A 21,291-nucleotide genomic window follows, 5' to 3' on the forward strand; every position below is an offset into this window, starting at 1 on the left:
CCATACGTTCTTTCACCGCTCAGACTATCGGTCCAATTTTTTGTTTTTCTCGATAACTACAAATGGAATGAATGCATCATGCGGATGGATCATTTCGACCTTAACTTGTTGGTTGCATTCGAAGCTTTGCTTCAGGAGCGCAGCGTGACGCGCGCGGCGAAGCGGCTGAACGTGACGCAATCGGCGATGAGCGCCTCGCTCAAGCGCCTGCGCGAGAGCTTTCACGACGACCTTCTGGTGCTCCACGGCAAGAAGATGATTCCCACCCAGCACGCGCTGGCGATCGCGCCCGAGGTCAGCGATGCGCTGATACGCCTCAAGGGGCTGATCGCGATGAGCACGCGGTTCGATCCGGCGGTGTCCCGGCGCCTGTTCTTCGTGAATGCCTCGGACTACATCACTACGGTGCTGCTGGTGCCCCTGGTCGAGGTCCTCCAGCGCGAGGCGCCGGGCATCCGTCTCAACCTTTCGCTCCCTGACATGGACAGCGCGGACAAGCTGGAGGCGGGCGAGGTGGACCTGATCCTCACGCCCGAGGAATTCATGGACTGCGACCATCCGCGCGAACTCCTCTTCGAGGAGCGTTTCGTTGCCGTGGGCGCGCGTGACAACCCCCTGCTGGATTGCGAACTGACGCGCGAGGGCTTCCTCGCAGCAGGGCACGTGGCGGTGCGCATCGGCAATCAGGATACCTTTGTCGAAGGCGTGCTGAACACGCTCGTTCCCGAGCGCCGGATCGAGGTCTGCGCGCAGTCGTTCATCCAGGTGCCCTGGTTATTGCGCGGCACCAACCGCCTGTCTGTCATGCATGAGCGGCTGGCACAGACCGCGGCACCCGTGCACGAGCTCGCCATCGCCGAGCTTCCCTTCCATGTCCCCAACATGCGCGAGATGATGCAGTACCATGTCGCGCGCACGCACGATGCCGGGCTGACCTGGCTGCGCGAACGCATCATCCGTTTTGCCCGCCAGCTCGCACCCTAGCCCCGGTCTGAGCGTGCTGGCAGATTGATCTGGGCGCCCGTCAGGCGGGCCTGCGCGCCGGGTGTCAGAGCTCGCCCAGCCAGCCCAGTGTGGCCGGGGCGCCGGCATCGCAGACCCAGCCCAGTACGGCGGGCGTGTCGTAGGGGTGGATCTCGCCAAGGCGCGTGACGGCGGCCTCGAGCAGGTCGGCGCGGGTCTTGAGGAGCAGGCCGACTTCGCGCGCGGTGTCGATCCGGCCCTCCCATTCGAACACGCTGGTGACCCCCGGGATCACGTTGCCGCAACCGGCGAGCTTCTCTTCGACGAGGGTGCGCGCGGCCGCGAGCGCGGCGGCTTCATCGGGGCAGGGGCACCAGACAAGCGCGCCGGAAAGGGGGGCGCCGGAAAGGGGCCCGGCCGCCATCTCAGGCCGCGCTCAGCAGGTTGACCGGGTCGCGGCGACCCAGGGCATGGGCGCCCCAGACCACGCTCATTACCAGCAGCGCGGCGCAGACCTGGTGGGCGACCGCCAGCCATAGGTTCACGCCCGACCAGATTGTCGCAATGCCAAGCAGTATCTGCAGACCGAAGGCCATGTGGATCGCCACCGAGGCCGGGCGCTGGCGGATCGCGCGCAGACGCCGTCCCATGACGACGAGGATCGCCACGACGACCCAGGCCCACCAGCGGTGAAGAAAGTGGACGAGGAAGGGATCGTTGAAAAGCGCATGGAAGAGCCCGCCCGACGCATCGACGCCTTCGGGAAAGAGATGGCCCTGCATCAGCGGCCAGGCGTCGAGGTGGAACCAGCCTGCGCCCGCCACATACCCCGCGCGCATGCCCGCGACGAGCGCGCCGTAGAAGAGCTGGATCGCCAGCGCGGCGAGCGCCACGAAGGTAAAGCGTCCGAGCGAGGAGCGCGGGGTGCCCTGTTCGAGCTGTTTGAGGTCGAGCGCGGTCCAGACAAGCCCGCCCAATGTCAGGAGCGCGGTCAGGAGGTGCGCGGCCAGGCGGAAGTGGCTCACCCGGTCGAGCGCGTCGGGGGAAAGCCCGGAGGAGACCATCCACCAGCCCACCGCGCCCTGCAGGCCGCCCAGCGCAAGGAGGGCGAGCAGGCGCGGCTTGTAGCCAAGCGGGATCGTGCGGCGCACCCAGAACCAGATCAGCGGCAGCGCGAAGACCAGCCCGATGATGCGCGCGATCAGCCGGTGCGCCCATTCCCAGAAGTAGATGAACTTGTAGTCGGCCAGCGTCATGCCCGCAGGACCATTGACGTCGAGGTACTGCGGGATCTGGCGGTACTCGGCGAACTCGGCCTGCCACTGCGCGTCGGTCAGCGGGGGCAGGGCGCCGGTCACCGGCTTCCACTGCGTGATCGAGAGGCCGGATTCGGTGAGGCGGGTGATCCCGCCGATGGCCACGATGAGCACGACCAGCACGGCGACGGTGAACAGCCAGCGCACCATCGCGCCGATGTCGTCGTGGGTTCCGATGAGAGGGCGACCGTCCATGTTCTTCATGGGGACTCTTCCTGAGCCCTTGCCGCAGGTTACGCAAGAGCCCGCAGGCTCCGGGCGTGGTAAGCGCTCGGTTCGTGGCAAATTTCGGCCCTGCTCTTGATTAATGTTACAACGTTACATATTTGCCGAGCGATGCGCAGCAACCCTTCCCCGATTCGTGGACGGCTCGACCGGGCCGGAATCCTGCTCAGCGGGCTTTGCGCGGTGCACTGCGTGGCAGGCATCGTGCTGGTCGGCGTGCTGGGGCTGGGCGGGGAATTGCTGCTCTCGCCCGCGATTCATGAGGTCGGGCTGGCTCTTGCCGTCGTGTTCGGCGCGGTCTCGCTCGGATTTGGCGTTCTGCGCCATGGCCGGATGACCCCACTGGTGACCGGCGGGGCGGGCATTGTGCTGATGGCGCTTGCGCTCTTCGTGGGCCATGGCCTGCCCGAAGCGCTGCTGACCATCTGCGGCGTGGCCCTTGTTGCGGGCGCGCATCTCTCCAATCTGCGCGGCCACGCGGCCCACTGATCCCTGCGTGTGGGACGTGCAGGCGATGTCCCTGCCGCTCCTGACGAAAAGCGCTGGTCAGGCCCCGGCTCGGCGGCGGGAAACCTTGCGCTCGGCGCAGGGCGCGCTATCTGCACCCACATGGCCCAGAACGACACGCCGAACGCCCTTATCTCGCTCACCGTCAACGGCGAGCCGCACCGGATCGCGGCTGGCTCGACGATTGCCGACCTTGTCGCGCAGATCGGTCTCGATCCCGCCAAGGTCGCGGTCGAGCACAACGCCGAGATCGCGCCGCGCTCGACGCTGGCCGACGTGACCCTGTGCGAGGGCGACATCCTCGAGATCGTCCATTTCGTGGGCGGCGGCTGACGCCTCTCAAGCCCCGTTCCCCGTTCCTGTTTCTCCCGAGATTTTCGCGCGCCTCGACGCCCCTGAAAGGATGCGACCCGTGACCGATACCGCCACCACCCCTGCCGCTGCCACCGCCACCAACGAGGCCGACACCTGGACCGTTGCCGGGCGAACCTTCACTTCGCGCCTGATCGTGGGCACGGGCAAGTACAAGGACTTCGAGCAGAACGCGGCTGCAGTCGAGGCGTCGGGCGCCGAGATCGTCACGGTCGCGGTGCGCCGCGTCAACGTGTCGGACCCCAAGGCGCCGATGCTGACCGACTACATCGACCCGAAGAAGATCACCTACCTCCCCAACACGGCAGGCTGCTTCACGGCTGAGGATGCGATCCGCACGCTGCGCCTGGCGCGCGAGGCGGGCGGCTGGGACCTCGTCAAGCTGGAGGTGCTGGGCGAGGCGCGCACGCTCTATCCCGACATGCGCGAGACGCTGAAGGCCACCGAGATCCTCGCCAAGGAAGGCTTCGCGCCGATGGTCTACTGCGTCGACGATCCGATCGCGGCCAAGCAGCTTGAAGAGGCCGGTGCCGTCGCGGTCATGCCGCTGGGCGCGCCGATCGGTTCGGGGCTGGGTATCCAGAACCAGGTCACCGTGCGCCTCATCGTCGAGGGCGCCAAGGTGCCGGTGCTGGTCGATGCGGGCGTGGGCACGGCATCAGAAGCGGCGGTCGCGATGGAGCTGGGCTGCGACGGCGTGCTCATGAACACCGCCATTGCCGAGGCGAAGAATCCGGTAAGGATGGCGAAGGCAATGCGCCTCGCGGTGGAGGCCGGACGCCATGCATATCTTAGCGGACGCATGCAGAAGCGCCGCTATGCAGACCCCTCAAGCCCGCTTTCCGGCATGATCTGATGGTTAACGATTTTATTGCCTAATACTTTCGGTCAGTGAGGTGTTCAAACGATTGCATGTTTAACGCGTGGGTAAGCGCGCGGAGCTTAAAGTGTGTCCATCACGGGAAAGGCGAAAGCTGAACAACGACACATAACAAGCAACGGACACAGCACATGGAATACGCAGGCACGGCAAGTCTCACGATCAGCGAGCTTCGGGAATTCGCAAGCTTCACCCCTTCGGAACAGCGCTATATCCGGCGCAGTCTCGATGTTGGCCTGGGGCGCCAGGACGCTTTCAAGCTCTGGGGCCGCGACGCCGGGGAAATGGCCTCGATCCGGGGCCAGTACGAGAGTTACCGTGACCTGCAGGCCCTGCGTGGCCAGCGCCCGGACGAATACGGCTTTGCCGATCTCGATCCGTTCATGGGCAAGCTGGTGCGCATGGCCGCCTACGACCTGGCGCAAGGCGGGCTGGCCAGCTTCTCCGCCTTCCGCTTCCTCTACGAACGCCTGCTGGGCGCCTGGGCCCGGCCCTGGCTCCCCGGAGCCTTCTGCGGCGCGGCGGCGCTCCCGCAGATCCGCCCCGACTGGCGCAAGACCCTGCTGCACTCGATCAGCGAAGCCGCCGCGACGGCGCCGGGCTGGTCCGCGCGCGAACCCGGCTTCTACCCCGAGTGGATCGAGCTCGAAGCCGCCTGAGACACCTTTCCTTGACCGCAGGGCCTTCGGGTCGCACCGCTTTCCCTGCACCGGGCCCCTTTACCACGTAGCGTGAGGCCCAAACCGCAACCTGCGACCGGAAAATCCGGCGCAGGTTGTCGCCGTTCGGACAAATCGAAGGCGGACCTGCACCCGAAGAGCGTTATGGCATCTTGTACTCCTGAAAGATCCGGTATCTGACGCAACCGGACTGGAACAAGAGGTGTAACGCGTGACCAACAAGCCGCAGATGGCCAAACCCCAGACCGCCGGTCGCCGGGACATGCCCGGCCTGGACGAAGGCGATGACCAGACCTTCGCGATGATCACCGCGCTGGCCAGCGAACTGGCCATGGCGCGCGAGCGCATCGACACGCTCGAGCGCCTGCTGGCCAAGGCCGGCACGCTCGACGAAGGCGCGGTCGAGGCCTATGTTCCCGATGAGGACGCCGCCAAGGCGCGCGGCGCGCTGCGCCAGCGCCTGATCGGCAAGGTATTCCGCCCGATCCGCGAGGCGGCCATGCGCCGCGCGGCCAAGACGACTTCGAACCAGGGAGCCTGAACCATGTCGCATCCGATGCTTGCCAGCGCCAACCACGACGAGACCACCGAACAGCTCTTCGTGCGCGACCTGCAGTACTGGCTCTACACCGAGGTCGAGCCGCACGAGCGCCAGATCGCCGAGGAACTCGATCCGGGCCTCAGCCACAACGCGCGCGCCGAAGAGGTCTTCGACAAGCTGCACAAGGAGCCGGCGTTCCTGGGCTGGTCGAACATGCGCCGCACCACGCAGGAACTCCTTTGGGATTCGGTGTGGAACTGTGTCGATCGGCAGGCCGGTGAACTGGACGCCAAGGCCTCCGAGGCGGCCGAGATCGGCTCGCTGACGCTGGCTGAGGACTTCGAGGTCCCCGACTATCTGGAAGACGCCCACGTCCACCTCATGCCCGGTGGCTACGGTTCGGACACCGACGGCGTGCGCCAGGGCGCGCTGATGGACCGCGGCGGTGCAGTCTACATGCTGGGCCGCAACGGCGGTTTCCTCAACGATGGTCGCGGCAAGGCCGTCGCGGCGCACCTCGCCTCGTGCTACCCCGATTTCCAGCCCGAGAAGCTGGTCGAACTGGGCTGCGGCGTGGGTTCGAGCGTGATTCCCGTCGCCGAAGCCTACCCCAAGGCCGAGGCCTACGCGGTCGACGTCGGCGCCTCGGTGCTGCGCTACGCGCACGCCCGTGCCGCGCATCTGGGCGCGGCGATCCACTTCGTGCAGGACGATGCCGAGAAGACCCGCTTTGCAGATGAGAGCTTCGATCTCGTCTTCACCGCGGCGGTCATGCACGAGACCTCGCCCGAGGCGATCCAGAACATCCTCAAGGAAAGCCACCGCCTGCTGCGCAAGGGCGGCATCGCGGTCCACCTTGAAGTGCCCGTCAAGTACGAGACGCTCGATCTGTGGAGCCAGGTGATCGCGGGCATGGAGCGCGATTACAACAACGAGCCCGCCTGGCAGGAAGCCACCTCGGCCGACTACGGCGCGCTGATGACGGCGGCCGGGTTCGAGGACGTGAAGGTCGGCTTCCAGGACGCGGTCCTGGGCCCGGACATGTCGGCGAGCAAGTTCGGCGAGGAATCGAAGGGCGTCTTCCTGTCCTGGTTCGTGACTTCGGGCCGCAAGTAAGACGGGGCCTCATCAGGCCCTCAAACGAAAAGGGGCGCTCTTCCAAACCGGGAGAGCGCCCCTTTTTCGTGGCGGGTCTCCGCCCCGCGCTACTTCACCTTGCCCAGCACCCGGCTCAGATCATTGCGCCATTTCGAGCCTTCCACGATCTGGAGCAGGGAGATGTCGACCGGCTCGCGCAAGGCGCTGTCGGGGCCGGTGGCAATGGCATAGTCCTGCCGCCCGAACGTGCCGGGAAGGACGCGCAGGGTATTCGTGGTGTCCTTGCGCACGCGGTAGCGCAGCAGCGGCTCGTCGTAGACGAAAGCCTCGATCCGGCCCTCGCGCAGGGCCGCAAGGCCGCTCTCGATATCGGTATAGCCGGTAAAGGCGATACCCTCGCTGGAGAGCCATTCGTCGCTTGCCGACGCGCGGATCGAGCCGACCGAGGCCACGGCAAGGTCCTCCGGCCCGCCGATGGCGCCGGTCAGCCGCCCGCTCGTCAGCGAGGAGGCAATCATGCCGGTGAAGGTGGAAATGATCAGGATCGCGGCGAACATCCAGACCAGCGCGATGGCCTTGCCCGCCGCCGTCCTGGGCGCCTTGTCGCCATAGCCCACAGTGGTCATCGTCACTGCGGAGAACCAGAAACCGGCAAACAGGCCGCGCGGGCCTGGCGCAAATTCCTCGGAGTTGTGGCGCCGCTCGACCAGCCAGAAAAGGAGGCCCACCACGAGCAGCAGCGCGCACAGCGCCAGGATCGCCTGAAGGAACTGGAGCGTGAAGAAGTTGCGCAGGAGCGAGAGCCAGGCCGGCGGCGCCTTGGGCACGGCAATGCCGAAGCCGGTGGCGTAGAAGGGGTGGGTGAAATCGACCTGCTCTTCGCGCGCGGCCGTCACCGTGAGCGCGCCCACGCTGGCGTCATAGCGCCCGTCGGCCACCCCATCGACCATGCCGGCCAAGTCGCTCTCCACGAACGTGTACTCGTAACCCCGCTGCTTGGCGATTTCGCGCCACATGTCGATGGCAAGGCCTGACCAGGCGCCATCGTCGCCCTTCATCACGAAAGGCGGGGCTACGCGCGTCGCGACGGTCAGGCTCTGCCCGGTCTCCTGCGCCCGGGCAGGCAGGGCCGAGAGGCAGGAGGCGAGTGCTAGGAAGACCGCGAGAAGGGAAAGCAGGGCAGGCGGTGTCTTCACTGGCAGGCAGGGCATGGGCGCTCCGTGATGGGCCGTCTTGGCCGGGAGCGCCCATCCTGTCAGCTGCGGTAGAGCGCGTCCAGACGCGCGCCGTAGCGTTCCTTGAGCTTGTGGCGGCGGATCTTGAGGCTGGGGGTCAGTTCCTCGTTCTCGATCGCGAAGGGCTCGTCGGCAAAGGCGAACTGGCGCACCTTCTCGATCACCGACATCTCGCGGTTGACCCGGTCGATGGCCTCGCGGATGGCCGCGCGGAAGGCGGGCAGGGTCTGGAGCGTGGCCAGATCGCCCTCCTCGCCGTTCTCCTGCGCCCATTCGCGTGCCCAGTCCGCATCGGGCACGATCAGGCCCACGACGTAGGGACGCCGGTCGCCCGCCACCATGGCCTGCGCGATCTCGCTTTGGAGCGTGAGCATCGATTCGATCCGCTGGGGCGAGACGTTGTCACCCTTGTCGTTGACGATCATGTCCTTCTTGCGGTCGGTGATGCAGATGCGGCCCTTCTCGTCGATGTGGCCGATGTCGCCGGTGTGGAGCCAGCCGTTCTGGAGCGCGGCCTCGCTCGCGGCCGCGTTCTGCCAGTAGCCGTGCATGACCAGCTCGCCGCGCACGAGGATTTCGCCATCCTCGGCAATCTGCACTTCGGCGCCGCGCATCGGCGGGCCGACGGTGTCCATCTTGATCCCCGCGCGCGGGCGGTTGACCGAGATGACGGGGCCGCTTTCGGTCTGGCCGTAGCCTTGCAGGAGCGTGAGGCCCATGGCCTCGAAGAAGATGCCGATCTCGGGGTTGAGCGGCGCGCCACCGGATACCAGCGCCTTCATCCGTCCGCCGAACTTGGCGCGGATCTTCGGGCGCAGCGTGCGTTCGAGCAGCGCGTCGAGCGGGTAGTCGGTCAGGCGCCGGCTGCCCGCCGCCTTGCGCATGGCGACCGCAATGGCCTGGTCCATCATCCACTTGGCCGCGCCGCCCTGCTTCTCGATCTGCTTCATGATCTTGGTGCGCAGAACCTCGAAGAGGCGCGGCACGACGACCATGATCGTGGGGCCGACCTCCTCGATGTTGGCGGCGAGCTTTTCCAGCCCTTCGGCGTAATAGATCTGTCCGCCGAGGCCGATCGGGAAGATCTCGCCCGCGGTGTGCTCGTAGGCGTGGCTGAGCGGCAGGAAGGAAAGGAAGACCTCGGGACGGTCGAGGTGGAAGTCGTCGAGGATGACCTGCGTGGTGCCCGCGATGTTGGTGAGCAGCATGCCGTGGTGCTGGCGCACCCCGCGCGGCGCGCCGCCCGTTCCGCTGGTGTAGATGATGCAGGCGAGGCTGTCGCGCCCGATGGAGACGAGACGCGCCTCCACTGCCGCGCGCGCGGCCTGTGCATCGCCCTCCAGCATGTCGTCCCACAAGGAGGTCGCGAAGTTGCCGCCCTGCAGGCTGGGGAGCGGTTCCATCCCCACGACATGGCGGCACAGGTCGGTCTGGACGATGGCGGGAAGCAGGGGCTTTGCCAGCTTCGCGCTCGACACGATGGCCGCGCAGGCACCCGAATTTTCAAGGATATGGGTGTGATCGCGGGTGGTGTTGGTGGTGTAGGTGGGCACCGTCACGCAGCCGGCCGCCATGATCGCCAGATCGGCGAGGCACCACTCGGGGCGGTTTTCCGAGACGATCAGGACCCGGTCACCATCGCGCAGGCCCCGCGCCCGCAGCCCTTCGGCGAGCAGGCAGACCCGCCGTGCAGCCTCGGCCCAGCTGATCGAGGTCCATTCGCCCTCGCGCTTGGCCCAGAGCATGGGAGCCTCGCCCAGCGCGTCGGCGCGGGCCAGGAACAGCGATACGACGTTGGCGCACCTGTCGAATTCGACAAGATCCATGGGCTCGGAAATCCTCTCTGCCTTGTACAGGGCTTGTACCGGGCCCGCGCGTGCGAACGACGCCGGGCGTGCTTCTCGGATCGAACGCTTAGGCCGCGCAATCGGTTGCGGCAAGCGGGCAGGGGGATTGTCAGAAAGGTCGCAAGGCGGACACGGGCTGTCGTTTGAAGGGCGTAGAAGAACGATTTCCGAGGGCCATCGCCCTCGGGCTCCCCAAACTGTCGGCCTCACCTTACGCGCGCGGCCTTTGCAGTGGGAGGTGAGGTCGCCCATTTTGGGGTCAAGGGGCGATGGCCCCTTGAATCATCTTCCTCTTCTTATTCGTGCGCGCCGTTGAGGCTGTTCTTGCGGCGCTTGATGATCGTGACGTTGCCCAGCGTATCCATGCCCACGCCTTCGCTGCGCGGATCGGCCGCGCCCAGCCACTGGCCGTTGACCTTCTCGACCGCGTTGGCCTTGAGACCGAGGGGGGCGATCTTGACGTTCTCGCCCAGCGCCTGGAGCGCGGGGAGCATGGCTTCAAGCTCGGTGCCCTGTTCGAGCGTCGCGGTCTTTGAGCCCGGCGCGTAGACGAGGCCCATTGCGATGGCGTCCTGCGCGGACATGTCCCAGTCGATCACGCCGATGATGGCCTTGGCGATCTGGCAGATGATGGTGGAGCCGCCCGCCGCGCCGATGGCCAGGCGCACCGAGCCGTCGGGGGCATAGACGATGGTGGGTGACATCGAGCTGCGCGGCCGCTTGCCACCTTCCACCCGGTTGGCGACGAGATAGCCGTCCTTGCTCGGCACCGGGTCGAAATCGGGCAGCTCGTTGTTGAGGAGGAAGCCCGAGGCGGCGATGCCCGATCCGAAGTAGCCGTTGATGGTGGTGGTGACCTGCGCGACGTTGCCCTGCTTGTCGACGACGGCAAGGTCGCTCGTGCCCGGATCGTCGCGGAAGGGGACGCGCTGGCGCGCGGGCGCACCTTCGGGCGTGCCGGGCTCGATCACCTGCATCGTGCGCGCCGGATCGATCCGGGCCGAACGGCGGGCGAGGTAGGCGGGGTCGAGCAGGCCCTTGACCGGGACACCCACGAAGTCGGGGTCGGCCATGTAGAGGTTGCGGTCGGCGTAGGCGAGGCGCTCGGATTCGGCGAGGAGGTGCCAGGAGACCGGGTTGTCCTTGCCCAGCGCCTTCATGTCGAAGCGTTCGAGCTGCTTCAAAATCATCAGCACGGTGAGGCCCCCCGAAGAGGGCGGGCCCATCGAGCAGACCTTGTAGCCGCGGTAGTCGTCGCAGACCGAGGGGCGTTCCTTCGCCTCGTAGCCGGCGAGGTCGGCGGTGGTGATCGGCGAGGAGACGGGCTCGGCGCTGTTGAGCGCGTGGACGATGCTCTGCGCGATATCGCCTTTGTAGAAGGGCTCGGGCCCTTCGGCGGCAAGGCGTTCGAGCGTCGCGGCCAGCACCGGGGTCTTGAGCGTCGAGCCGATGGCGACGGCCTCACCGCCCGGGAAATAGGTGTCCTTGGCCCAGCCGGTGACGTGGTGGCTGTAGAGATTGAGGCCGTTGTGAAGGCGGTCGGTGACGACGAACCCGTCGCGGGCGAGCGCGATGGCGGGCGCGAAGAGATCGGCCCAGGGCAGCGTGCCCCACTGCGCGTGGGCCTTGGCCATGGCGGCGAGCGCACCCGGCACGCCCGAGCTGAGCGCACCCTGGTAGATCTCGCGGCCCGGGCGGCGTTCGCCGTTGGCATCGAGGAACCAGCTTTCGTCGGCGGCACCCGGCGCGGTCTCACGCCCGTCGATGGTGGCGATCGAACCGTCGGCCGCGCCGTGGCGGACCCAGAACAGGCCGCCGCCGATCCCGGAATTCTGCGGCTCGACCACGTTGAGAGCAAGCATCGTCGCGATGGCGGCATCGGTCGCGCTGCCACCACGGTTGAGGATTTCGACGCCGGCCGCCGCCGCGCGCGGGTCGGCCGCGCTGACCACGCCGATCCCGGTACCGTCGCGGTTCTGCGCGGCAGGGGGCGGCGCCTGCATCTCGGCAGGCGCGGTAGCGGTGCAGCCTGCGGTGCCCACAAGAAGGGCAAGCGAGGCGGAAAGGGCGAAGGGCGTGCGCAGGACGGCGAGCGAATTTCGAAGCATTGCGCGCGAGGCTATTCGCTTCCGACCGCCTCGGCAATGGTGGTGAAGCCATCGCGCTTCATCAGCGTTTCCAGCCCCTTGCAGATGTGCTTGGCGATATAGGGCCCTTCGTAGACCATCGCGCTGTAGAGCTGGACGAGGCTGGCGCCCGCGCGGATGCGGGCCCAGGCGTCCTCGGCGGTGGCGATGCCGCCCACGCCGATCAGGGGGAGCGCGCCGCCGGTCGCCCTGCGGAAATCCCGCAGGCGCTGCTGGGCCAGATCCTTGAGCGGCGCACCCGACAAGCCGCCACCCTCGCCCGCGTGCGCAGAGGCGAGCGGCGGGCGCGAGATGGTGGTGTTCGAGACGATCAGCGCGCCCAACTTGCGCTCGATGGCGATGCGCGCGATCGCGTCGATGTCGGCGGGTTCGAGATCGGGGGCGACCTTGAGGAAGACGGGCGGGGCCTTCACCGGGCAGACTTCGTCGCGCGCGGCGATGACGCCGTCGAGCAGGCCGGTGAGCGCCGATTCGTCCTGCAGCGCGCGCAGGCCCGGGGTGTTCGGGCTGGAGATGTTGACCGCAAGGTAGGTGGCATAAGGCGCCATCATGCGCGCCATCGTCGCGTAGTCGGCGACGCGGTCAGTTGAATCCTTGTTCGCGCCGATGTTGATACCCACCACGCCCGGGCGCGCGGCGCGTGCCGAGAGGCGCTTGCGGGCCGCCTGGCCACCGCCGTTGTTGAAGCCCATGCGGTTGATGACCGCGCGGTCCTCTTCGAGGCGGAACAGGCGCGGCTTGGGGTTGCCCGGCTGGGGCAGGGGGGTGATCGAGCCGACCTCGGCAAACCCGAAGCCGAGCTTTAGCAGCGCGTCGGGGACCTCGCCGTCCTTGTCGAACCCGGCGGCCATGCCGACCGGATTGGGAAAGGCAATGCCGGCCACTTCGCTCGTCAGCGCCGGACTGGGCGCAGGGGCGGGCAGGAAGCGGGCCATCGCGAGCGTGCGCAGCGCGATGCCATGTGCCGATTCGGCGTCGAATCGAAAAAGGGCGGGGCGAAGGGCTTTGTAGGTCACAGCCGCGCTCATAGCCGCGTTGCGCGAAGGCCACAAATCTTTCGTCTAACAACAATTGTCAGCAAAAAAGCGCTCTTAGCTCACGCCCCCCAGCAACCCCATGTCGCAAATCTACAATTCCTGAACGGCGCCTCAGCCTACATGGGTTGCGCGACCCGAAGGGCTCGTAGCGGGATGCGCACGAGTTCTTTATACCTTGAGGCGGCTTTCTGCATCGGCGGAAAGCCGCCCTTTTTTATGACCTTGTGTGCGCATTTTGCATCCAGACGGCGCGCGCGAAGGTCTGCGCCCCATTGAAAACCGCGGCGTCCTGCGCTAGTTGAATTGGAGAGATTTAATCCAGTTTAACCCTCGGGTGCGAGAAGTCCTTTAGCGATGCGCTTGTCCAGCATGGCCGACTACGCTGTTGTCATCATGTCCGCCGCCGCGCGGCATTGCGGCGGCGTGCGCATCAGCGCAGGGCAGCTGGCCGAGGAAACCGGCCTTCCCGGACCCACGGTGCAGAAACTGGTGAGCAAGCTCAGCGCGGCGGGGCTCATGCGCTCCTCGCGCGGGGCCGGTGGCGGTCTCAAGCTGGCGCGCCCGCCCGCCGCAATAACGATAGCCGACATTGTCGAAGCGGTGGAGGGGCCGATCGCGCTCACCGCCTGCATCGAAGAGGGCAAGCATGACTGCACGCTGGAGGGGCAATGCACGGTTCGCCCCCACTGGCCGCAGGTCAATGCGGCCCTGCGCGGGGCATTGGCACAGGTGCCCCTCACCCAGTTCGTCGAGGAAGCATAAATGACACAAGGTTCCGCCCCTCTCACGCCGGAGGCTCCCGAGCGCGATCAGGCCGCCCGCGAGGCCGCCGCGCGCGTCGCCGACTACGAGCACGGCTGGTCCTCGGATATCGAGCAGGAATACGGCCCCAAGGGCCTGTCCGAAGAGACCGTGCGGTACATCTCGGCCAAGAAGGACGAGCCCGAGTGGATGCTCGAGTGGCGCCTCAAGGCCTACCGCCGCTGGCTTGAAATGACCCCGCCCGACTGGGCCAAGCTCGACGTGCCGCCGATCGACTACCAGGAGGCCTATTACTGGGCCGCGCCCAAGGCCAAGGACGGCCCCAAGTCGCTCGACGAGGTCGACCCCGAAATCCTGCGCGTCTACGAGAAGCTGGGCATTCCGCTCGAAGAGCAGAAGGTGCTCGCCGGCGTCGAGGGCGCGCGCAAGGTCGCGGTCGATGCGGTTTTCGATTCGGTTTCGGTCGCCACCACCTTCCGCAAGGAGCTGGAAAGCGCGGGCGTGATCTTCCGCTCGATCTCCGAGGCGATCCGCGAGTACCCCGAGCTCGTCAAGAAGTGGCTCGGCAAGGTCGTGCCCCAGCATGACAACTACTTTGCCGCGCTCAACTGCGCGGTCTTCTCGGACGGCACCTTCGTCTACGTGCCCGAAGGGGTGCGCTGCCCCATGGAGCTGTCCACCTATTTCCGCATCAACGCGGAAAACACCGGCCAGTTCGAGCGCACGCTGATCGTTGCCGACAAGGGCGCCTACGTCTCGTACCTCGAAGGCTGCACCGCGCCCCAGCGCGACGAGAACCAGCTGCACGCAGCCGTTGTCGAACTGGTCGCGCTGGAGGATGCCGAGATCAAGTACTCCACGGTGCAGAACTGGTATCCCGGCAACGCCGAGGGCAAGGGCGGCATCTACAACTTCGTGACCAAGCGCGCGCTGTGCCAGGGTGACCGTTCGAAGGTGTCCTGGACCCAGGTCGAGACCGGCTCCGCGGTGACCTGGAAGTACCCCTCGTGCGTGCTCAACGGGAAGGACTCGGTTGGCGAGTTCTATTCGGTCGCGGTCACCAACAACTACCAGCAGGCCGACACCGGCACCAAGATGATCCACAACGGCGCAGGCTCGCGCTCGACGATCATCTCCAAGGGCATTTCGGCGGGCCGCTCGAACAACACCTATCGCGGCCTCGTGCGCGTGGGCGCTTCGGCGGAGAACGTGCGCAACTTCACCCAGTGCGATTCGCTGCTGCTGGGCAAGGACTGCGGCGCGCACACCGTCCCCTACATCGAGGTGAAGAACCCCACCGCGCAGATCGAGCACGAGGCGACCACCTCCAAGATCAGCGACGACCAGCTCTTCTACGCGCAGCAGCGCGGGCTCGATACCGAGGAGGCGGTCGGCCTCATCGTCAATGGCTTTGCGAAGGAAGTTCTCCAGCAACTGCCGATGGAATTTGCGGTCGAGGCGCAGAAGCTGCTCGGCATTTCGCTCGAAGGGAGTGTCGGATAATGACCGTGGAACGCAAGACGCTGGGCGTGAGCCAGGGTGGCACGAGTGGCGGCGGCGACGTTCGCGCGACGTTCGCGCTGACGGGCGCCCGCTATGAAAAGCTCAAGGAACGCGCGCGCGAACAGCGCCACCACCCGAGCGAGGCGCAGGCCGCGCTCTGGGCCGAACTGTCGGCCTCGAAGCTGGGCGGGGTCAAGTTCATCCGCCAGGCCATCGTCGGCTCGGCGATCGTCGATTTTGCCTGCCCCTCGCGCTGGATCGCGGTGCTGCTGAGCCCGGAAGGTGCCAACGTCGAGGTTGCCACGCTCCAGGACGCCAAGCTGCGCCAGGTCGGCGTGCGCGTGCTGCGCTTTGCCGAGAGCGAGGTGCTCTCGGACATCGACAGCGTGGTCCAGGCGATCAGCGTCGAGGTCAACCGCCCCTTCGACAAGCGCGCTGCGCGCCGCGGCGGGGCGGGCGTGCAGATGGAGGACACCGAGGCATGAGGCGGCGCGCAAGCGCCTTTCTCCTGTCCTGTCGAGCCAGCCCGGCTCTCTCGGGCGAACCCTTTTTCCCGCGCCTTGGGAGCGTGCAGGGCCAGCCCCTCGCCCCTCGTGCGCCACACGAATCCAAGCGGAACTGAACAACGCCATGCTCAAGATTGAAAACCTCCAGGCCAAGGTGGCCGACAAGCCGATCCTCAAGGGGCTCAGCCTCGAGATCAACCCGGGCGAGATCCACGCCATCATGGGCCCCAACGGCGCGGGCAAGTCGACGCTGGGTTACACGCTGGGCGGCCGTCCCGGTTATGAAGTGACCGGCGGTTCGGCGACCTTCAACGGCGAAGACCTGCTCGAGATGGAACCGCACGAGCGTGCGGCCGCCGGGCTCTTCCTCGGCTTCCAGTACCCGGTCGAGATCCCCGGCGTCTCCTTCGTCCAGTTCCTGCGCGAGGCGGCCAACGCCCAGCGCAAGGGGCGCGGCGAGGAACCCTATACCGGCGGCGAGTTCCTCAAGCTTGCCAAGGAGAAGGCGGGCCTTCTCAAGATGGACATGGACATGCTCAAGCGCCCCGTGAACGTGGGCTTCTCGGGCGGTGAGAAGAAGCGCGCCGAGATGGTGCAGATGGGCGTCCTCGACCCCAGGCTCGCAATCCTCGACGAGACCGATTCCGGCCTCGACATCGACGCGCTGCGCATCTGCGGCGAAGGCATCAACTCGATCATGCGCCAGAAGGACAAGGCTGTCCTTCTCATCACCCACTACCAGCGCCTGCTCGACTACGTGAAGCCGGACTATGTCCACATTCTCTCGGCGGGCCGCATCGTCAAGTCAGGCGGTCCCGAACTGGCCCTGCGCCTCGAGGACGAGGGCTACGAAGCCGTGGTGCACGAGACGGCGGCATGAGCGATACCCTGACTCTTCCGACGCGCCGGGACGAGGACTACCGGTATTCCGATCTCGCGGCGCTGAAAACGCTCTGGCCGATCGCGCCCGAGGAGATCCATGTTGCCGCAGGCAGCGAGGACTCGCTTCAGGTCGTGTTGGACGGTGAGGCGGCCGTCGCGCGCCATCTCGTGATCACGCTGGAAAAGGGCGCGAAGTACGACCTGCGCGTCCTTTCCGCGGGCCCTGTCTATGGCCGTTTCGCGCTCGACGTGCGTCTGGGCGAAGGCGCGGACTTCACCTTTGGCGCGGCGCAGCTGGCGACGGGCTCGGAAAATCTCGAGATCGTGACCAAGGTAGTCCACGCCGAGGAAAACGCGACTTCGGCGCAGATCGTGCGCACCGTTCTGGCTGAAAAGGCTGTGGGCACGTACCTCGGCTGCATCGGCGTGGAACGCGGCGCGGACGGCACCGACGCCGAGCAGTCGGTGCGCGCCATGCTGCTTGACCGCACGGCAACCGCCAACGCCAAGCCCGAGCTCGAAATCTTCGCCGACGACGTGAAGGCCGCGCACGGCTGCGCGGTGGGTGAGCTGGATGCCGAAGGCCTGTTCTACCTCATGTCGCGCGGGCTTCCCCCGGCGGACGCCAAGCGCCTGATGCTCCAGGCCTTCATCGCCGAGGCCTTCTCGGGCGCGCCCGAGAGCGATGAGCTCAACGCAGCCGCGCAGGCCCGGCTGGAGGCCATCCTGGGATGAGCACTGCGACGCTGACCTTGAAGGACCAGTTTCCGGGACTTGCGGGCAACTGGCACTACCTCGACACCGCGGCGACCGCGCAGAAGCCGCAGGCCGTGATCGATGCCACCGTGAACGCGCTGGGCCGCGACTACGCGACCGTGCACCGCGGCGTCTACGCGCGTTCGGCCGAGATGACGCTGGCCTTCGAGGCGGCGCGGCGCACGACTGCGAACTTCATCGGCGCGGCCGAGGATGAGATCGTCTTCACCCGCGGCGCGACCGAGGCGATCAACCTCGTGGCGCAGACCTGGGGCCTGACGAACCTGAAGGCGGGCGACCGCATTCTGCTTTCCGTGCTCGAGCACCACGCGAACATCGTGCCCTGGCAGCTTCTCGCCGAACGCACCGGCGTTGCCATCGATGTCTGCCCGTTGACGGCGGATGGCCGGATCGATCTCGACGCCGCGCAAGCCATGCTGACCCCGGCGCACAAGCTGGTGGCGCTGGCGCATGTCTCGAACGTGCTGGGCTCGGTGCTCGACGTGGCGCGCGCCGCTCGGCTGGCGCACGATGTCGGCGCGAAGCTTCTGGTTGACGGCTGCCAGGCCACCCCGCGCCTTGCGCTCGACATGAAGGCGCTGGACTGCGATTTCTACGCCTTCTCGGCGCACAAGCTCTACGGGCCGACCGGGGTGGGCGTGCTCTGGGCGAAGAAGGACATTCTCGATGCCATGCCGCCCTGGCACGGCGGCGGGGCGATGATCGACCGTGTCACCTTTGAAAAGACCACCTACGCCCCGGCGCCGCAGCGCTTCGAGGCGGGGACGCCGATGATCGTCGAGGCGCTGGGCATGGCCGCGGCTGTCGACTGGCTCGACGAGGTCGGCCTCGACCGGGCCCAGGCCCATGAGCGCGACCTTACCGCCACGCTGCGCCGCGAACTGTCCGCACGCAATGATGTGACTCTGTTCGGGCCCGAGGATGGCCTTGGCATCGTCAGTTTTGCCCTCGACGGGGTTCACCCGCACGATCTGGGCACCATATTGGACGAGGAAGGTGCAGACGGCAGCCGGGTCGCGATCCGCGCCGGGCACCACTGCGCGCAGCCGCTGATGGACCACCTTGGGGTGTCCGCCACGGCCCGGGCCAGCTTCGGCCTCTACAGCGACGAAAGCGATATCGAGGCGCTCCTGAAAGGGATCGAGCGCACCAGGAGAATTTTTGGATGAGCAACGACGAGAAGCCCAACTTCACCGTCGAAAGTGTCGATGAAGCCCCCGCCCCCCGCCGCGCGCGGGTCGACGAGGCCGAGGCTCCGCAGGCCACGGCCGAGACCGAGGGTGAGCGCAAGCGCGACTACCTTGAAGGGTTCCTGGCCGAGAAGCCGCAAGGGACCAATCCGGGTGAGCCGGGCGGCGCGATCTACGACGGCGTGGTCGATGCGCTGAAGGAGATCTTTGACCCCGAGATTCCGGTCAACATCTATGATCTGGGGCTCATCTACGCGGTCGATGTCTCGCCCGAGGCCTCGGTGGCGGTCACCATGACGCTGACGACGCCGCACTGTCCGGTTGCCGAATCGATGCCGGGCGAAGTGGAACTGCGCGTCGCCGCGGTTCCGGGCGTGCGCGATGCCGAAGTGAATCTGGTCTGGGATCCGCCGTGGGACATGGCCAAGATGTCCGACGAGGCGAAGCTCGAACTGGGCATGCTGTGAGCGAAGCGGCGGACCTTGCCGAGCAGGGCCACGTCGATGGCCTCAACGTGCGCCTTGCCAACTATGGTTACGAGGCGGACGGCAAGGCTATCGTCGCGCTGCTCGATGCCTATGCGCGCGATCCGATGGGCGGCGGCGAGGGCCTTGCCCCGGCGGTGCAACAACGGCTCGCCATCGCGCTTGATGCCTTTCCGGGGGCCTTCTCGGTCCTCGCCTTCGCGGGCGCGGAGCCGGTCGGGCTCGCCAACTGCTTTACCGGCTTTTCGACCTTCGCCGCGCGCCCGCTGGTCAATATCCATGACCTCGTGGTACTCTCAGAACATCGCGGGAAGGGTATCGGCCGCGCGCTGATGAATGCGGTCGAGGCCGAGGCCCGCACGCGCGGGGCCTGCAAGGTCACGCTCGAGGTGCTCTCGGGCAATGCGCCCGCCAAGGCGCTCTACACCGCGCAGGGGTTTGCCACCTATGCGCTCGATCCCGATGCGGGAACCGCTCAATTCTGGGAAAAGAAGCTATGACCACCACGACAACCTCCCGCCCGCGTCCGGCCGCCGTCGTGCTGACCCCCAGCGCCGAGGAGCGGGTCGCCAAGCTCATGGCGCAGGCTCCCGACGGCGCGATCGGTGTCAAGCTCTCGACCCCGCGCCGGGGCTGTTCGGGGCTGGCCTACTCGGTGGACTACGTGACCGAGGAAAGCCCCATGGACGAGAAGATCGAGACGCCCGGCGGCGTGTTCTACATCGATGCCGCCTCGGTGCTCTACCTGATCGGTTCGACCATGGACTGGCAGGAAGACGACTTCACCGCCGGCTTCGTGTTCAACAATCCCAATGCCAAGGGCGCCTGCGGTTGCGGTGAGAGCTTCACGGTTTAAGAAGAAGACTTATCCAAGGGGCCATCGCCCCTTGACCCCGCAATCGGCAACCTCACCTTTCTCAGCCAACCTGGCGCGCGCAAGGTGAGCTAGACAATTCGGGGAGCCCGAGGGCGATGGCCCTCGGATGTGTCTTTCTATCTATTTACCCCTCCGCGAGAAACCGCAGCAGGGCCTGGTCGTAGTCGTCGACCATGCCGTTGGCCTCGATCCGCTCGTCGAGCCAGATCTGCTCGTCGCGGGTGATGTCGGTGGCGGCTTCCACCAGCGCGTTGAACTCACGGCGCGGGGGCTTCTTGCCGAAGATCTTGCCAAGATGGTTGGGATTGAGCGCCGCGCGCCCGGTCTGGCCCAGGAACCGTCCGACCGATGAGGTCGTATCGTTCATGAACCGCTCGAGCTCGGCCGCGCGCTCGGTGTCGAGCGGGGTGTGGCTGGTGAAGCCCTGCAGGTAGTTTCCGACCCCTTGCACGAACAGCGCCTTCCATTCGGGCGCATTGTCGGCGCCGAGCGTCTCGTCCTTCAGGCGGAACAGCAGTTCGGCTTCGCGTCGGCCGATCCCGGCGGGGCGGTCCGATCCGCTGGAGAAGAGCACACGGCGCAGCAGCGCGGCTTCGGCCTGCGTGACCCGGCCCTTTTCCAGTTCGCCCCCGCAGCGCGTGGGGCCTTCGCCTGTCAGCACTTCGTGTTCCAGGCACTCGATGGCCCAGACCCGCAGGGCCTCGGGCGTGGAGAGGGCGGTCTCGAACACGCGGATCAGCGTTTCCAGTTCGGTCAGCGAGCAGACCGCGCCGTCGGCTTCGATCTGCTCGATCAGCCAGCGGGCATTGGCCTCGCTCACGTAGCCGCGCGGTTCCTCGATCTCGACGATGAAGTGGGTGATGGCCTCGCGGAAGAACTCGGCCCATTCAGGCTCGGGCGTGGCAAGGCGGCGGTTGACCGCGAAGATCGTCGCGGCCTCTTCGGCGGTGATGGTGCCGTCCGCCCAGCCGGTGCGGCGCAGCTCGAGAACGTCCTTGGCGCAGATCGTCCCGTCGGCGAGAGCCTTCTCGGCAATGGCGCTGAAATGCATGGTCATCGGTCGTGCTGGTCCCCGCCCTGGTTGCAGGCGCGAAACTAGGCCCAATAGCCCTAATTACGCGTTAATGCAGGGGCCGCCGAGGCCCGGTGCGCAGGTCCTAGCGCTGGCGCAGCGCCGCGACGCAGGCCGCGCGGTCCACGTCCTGCCCATCCGACTGGCGCCGCGCATCGACGTAGGTCGCGACCGGGGCCTTCGAATTCGAGGTCGGGTAGAGATAGACGTCGAGCAAGCAGGCGCGCCCGGTGAACTGCAGCTTGCGCGCATCCCCTTCCCAGACTTCAAGCCGGGGCTGGCCGAACTGGCGCACCAGTTCGCGCTCGGTCACGCCGATCACGCCTTCGAGCCCCGGAATGTTGAGGAAACGCGGGTCGCGCGCGCCGGACGGTGTCGCGGGGCGGATG

The 21,291-nt window shown here is 66.8% G+C and carries 24 protein-coding genes; 16 read left to right on the forward strand and 8 right to left on the reverse strand.

Going from position 1 to position 21,291, the window contains the following annotated elements; genetic code table 11:
- Positions 1-84: 84 nt before the first annotated feature.
- Positions 85-984: a LysR family transcriptional regulator gene (locus MTR65_RS06975; RefSeq protein WP_268739293.1), complete on the forward strand. Its 900-nt coding sequence runs from the start codon at positions 85-87 to the stop codon at positions 982-984.
- 64 nt (positions 985-1,048) lie between these two features.
- Here the strand turns inward: MTR65_RS06975 and cutA are convergent, their stop codons facing one another.
- Together cutA and MTR65_RS06985 are read right to left on the reverse strand one after the other, a co-directional pair.
- Positions 1,049-1,387: a divalent-cation tolerance protein CutA gene (cutA, locus tag MTR65_RS06980; RefSeq protein WP_243798515.1), complete on the reverse strand. Its 339-nt coding sequence runs from the start codon at positions 1,385-1,387 to the stop codon at positions 1,049-1,051.
- Position 1,388: 1 nt separating this feature from the next.
- On the reverse strand, positions 1,389-2,483 hold the full coding sequence (locus MTR65_RS06985) for a COX15/CtaA family protein (RefSeq protein WP_243798517.1): 1,095 nt from the start codon (positions 2,481-2,483) through the stop codon (positions 1,389-1,391).
- A 132-nt stretch (positions 2,484-2,615) separates the two neighbouring features.
- Between MTR65_RS06985 and MTR65_RS06990 the strand changes: the two genes are divergently transcribed.
- The 6 genes from MTR65_RS06990 (at position 2,616) to MTR65_RS07015 (ending at position 6,600) form a co-directional block, all read left to right on the forward strand.
- The gene (locus MTR65_RS06990; RefSeq protein WP_243798519.1) at positions 2,616-2,993 is read left to right on the forward strand and encodes a MerC domain-containing protein; all 378 of its coding nucleotides are present in this window, start codon (positions 2,616-2,618) and stop codon (positions 2,991-2,993) included.
- Positions 2,994-3,002: 9 nt separating this feature from the next.
- The gene (gene thiS, locus MTR65_RS06995) at positions 3,003-3,344 is read left to right on the forward strand and encodes a sulfur carrier protein ThiS (RefSeq protein WP_419145035.1); all 342 of its coding nucleotides are present in this window, start codon (positions 3,003-3,005) and stop codon (positions 3,342-3,344) included.
- A gap of 79 nt (positions 3,345-3,423) precedes the next feature.
- Positions 3,424-4,239, forward strand: coding sequence for a bifunctional sulfur carrier protein/thiazole synthase protein (locus MTR65_RS07000; protein ID WP_226638174.1), 816 nt, complete (start codon positions 3,424-3,426; stop codon positions 4,237-4,239).
- A 155-nt stretch (positions 4,240-4,394) separates the two neighbouring features.
- Complete coding sequence (locus tag MTR65_RS07005; protein WP_226638175.1) at positions 4,395-4,922, forward strand: hypothetical protein; 528 nt, start codon at positions 4,395-4,397, stop codon at positions 4,920-4,922.
- Positions 4,923-5,154: 232 nt separating this feature from the next.
- Positions 5,155-5,484: a hypothetical protein gene (locus MTR65_RS07010; protein WP_226638176.1), complete on the forward strand. Its 330-nt coding sequence runs from the start codon at positions 5,155-5,157 to the stop codon at positions 5,482-5,484.
- Between the two features lie 3 nt (positions 5,485-5,487).
- Positions 5,488-6,600: a class I SAM-dependent methyltransferase gene (locus tag MTR65_RS07015; RefSeq protein ID WP_243798521.1), complete on the forward strand. Its 1,113-nt coding sequence runs from the start codon at positions 5,488-5,490 to the stop codon at positions 6,598-6,600.
- Between the two features lie 89 nt (positions 6,601-6,689).
- On the opposite strand, the gene MTR65_RS07020 is transcribed toward MTR65_RS07015, so the two are convergent.
- The 4 genes from MTR65_RS07020 to MTR65_RS07035 all read right to left on the reverse strand — a co-directional run bounded on the left by MTR65_RS07020 (position 6,690) and on the right by MTR65_RS07035 (position 12,839).
- Positions 6,690-7,793, reverse strand: a complete 1,104-nt coding sequence (locus MTR65_RS07020) for a transporter substrate-binding domain-containing protein (RefSeq protein WP_243798523.1) — start codon at positions 7,791-7,793, stop codon at positions 6,690-6,692.
- A 44-nt stretch (positions 7,794-7,837) separates the two neighbouring features.
- On the reverse strand, positions 7,838-9,643 hold the full coding sequence (locus tag MTR65_RS07025) for an AMP-dependent synthetase/ligase (RefSeq protein WP_243798526.1): 1,806 nt from the start codon (positions 9,641-9,643) through the stop codon (positions 7,838-7,840).
- A gap of 317 nt (positions 9,644-9,960) precedes the next feature.
- Positions 9,961-11,772, reverse strand: a complete 1,812-nt coding sequence (ggt, locus tag MTR65_RS07030) for a gamma-glutamyltransferase (RefSeq protein ID WP_419145036.1) — start codon at positions 11,770-11,772, stop codon at positions 9,961-9,963.
- Positions 11,773-11,783: 11 nt separating this feature from the next.
- On the reverse strand, positions 11,784-12,839 hold the full coding sequence (locus tag MTR65_RS07035) for a quinone-dependent dihydroorotate dehydrogenase (RefSeq protein ID WP_243798528.1): 1,056 nt from the start codon (positions 12,837-12,839) through the stop codon (positions 11,784-11,786).
- Between the two features lie 363 nt (positions 12,840-13,202).
- Between MTR65_RS07035 and MTR65_RS07040 the strand changes: the two genes are divergently transcribed.
- The 9 genes from MTR65_RS07040 to MTR65_RS07080 all read left to right on the forward strand — a co-directional run bounded on the left by MTR65_RS07040 (position 13,203) and on the right by MTR65_RS07080 (position 19,809).
- A complete protein-coding gene (locus MTR65_RS07040) occupies positions 13,203-13,610 on the forward strand; it encodes an SUF system Fe-S cluster assembly regulator (RefSeq protein ID WP_039389832.1) in 408 nt (135 codons plus the stop codon).
- A complete protein-coding gene (sufB, locus tag MTR65_RS07045) occupies positions 13,611-15,113 on the forward strand; it encodes a Fe-S cluster assembly protein SufB (RefSeq protein ID WP_243798531.1) in 1,503 nt (500 codons plus the stop codon). It abuts the gene before it with no gap.
- Entirely contained in the window at positions 15,113-15,598 is a 486-nt protein-coding gene (locus MTR65_RS07050; RefSeq protein ID WP_243798533.1) for an endonuclease domain-containing protein, read from the forward strand. The genes sufB and MTR65_RS07050 overlap by 1 nt, the downstream gene beginning before the upstream one ends.
- A 145-nt stretch (positions 15,599-15,743) precedes the next feature.
- Positions 15,744-16,499, forward strand: a complete 756-nt coding sequence (sufC, locus tag MTR65_RS07055) for a Fe-S cluster assembly ATPase SufC (RefSeq protein ID WP_243798535.1) — start codon at positions 15,744-15,746, stop codon at positions 16,497-16,499.
- The gene (locus tag MTR65_RS07060) at positions 16,496-17,236 is read left to right on the forward strand and encodes a SufD family Fe-S cluster assembly protein (RefSeq protein ID WP_243798537.1); all 741 of its coding nucleotides are present in this window, start codon (positions 16,496-16,498) and stop codon (positions 17,234-17,236) included. The genes sufC and MTR65_RS07060 overlap by 4 nt, the downstream gene beginning before the upstream one ends.
- Positions 17,233-18,447 (forward strand): aminotransferase class V-fold PLP-dependent enzyme, encoded by a 1,215-nt coding sequence (locus MTR65_RS07065; protein WP_243798540.1) that lies wholly within the window; start codon positions 17,233-17,235, stop codon positions 18,445-18,447. Before MTR65_RS07060 ends, MTR65_RS07065 begins: the two co-directional genes overlap by 4 nt.
- Positions 18,444-18,935 (forward strand): SUF system Fe-S cluster assembly protein, encoded by a 492-nt coding sequence (locus MTR65_RS07070; protein WP_243798542.1) that lies wholly within the window; start codon positions 18,444-18,446, stop codon positions 18,933-18,935. Before MTR65_RS07065 ends, MTR65_RS07070 begins: the two co-directional genes overlap by 4 nt.
- Entirely contained in the window at positions 18,932-19,453 is a 522-nt protein-coding gene (locus tag MTR65_RS07075) for a GNAT family N-acetyltransferase (RefSeq protein WP_243798544.1), read from the forward strand. The genes MTR65_RS07070 and MTR65_RS07075 overlap by 4 nt, the downstream gene beginning before the upstream one ends.
- A complete protein-coding gene (locus MTR65_RS07080; RefSeq protein ID WP_039389816.1) occupies positions 19,450-19,809 on the forward strand; it encodes a HesB/IscA family protein in 360 nt (119 codons plus the stop codon). The genes MTR65_RS07075 and MTR65_RS07080 overlap by 4 nt, the downstream gene beginning before the upstream one ends.
- Positions 19,810-19,954: 145 nt before the next feature.
- Here the strand turns inward: MTR65_RS07080 and MTR65_RS07085 are convergent, their stop codons facing one another.
- Together MTR65_RS07085 and MTR65_RS07090 are read right to left on the reverse strand one after the other, a co-directional pair.
- The gene (locus tag MTR65_RS07085; protein ID WP_243798547.1) at positions 19,955-20,887 is read right to left on the reverse strand and encodes a hypothetical protein; all 933 of its coding nucleotides are present in this window, start codon (positions 20,885-20,887) and stop codon (positions 19,955-19,957) included.
- A 100-nt stretch (positions 20,888-20,987) separates the two neighbouring features.
- The coding region (locus MTR65_RS07090; protein ID WP_243798549.1) for a hypothetical protein at positions 20,988-21,291 on the reverse strand (304 nt) is incomplete at its 5' end.

Origin of the sequence: Novosphingobium mangrovi, from assembly GCF_022818885.1 — a bacterium.
In the GTDB taxonomy this organism is placed as follows: Bacteria; Pseudomonadota; Alphaproteobacteria; order Sphingomonadales; family Sphingomonadaceae; genus Novosphingobium; species Novosphingobium mangrovi.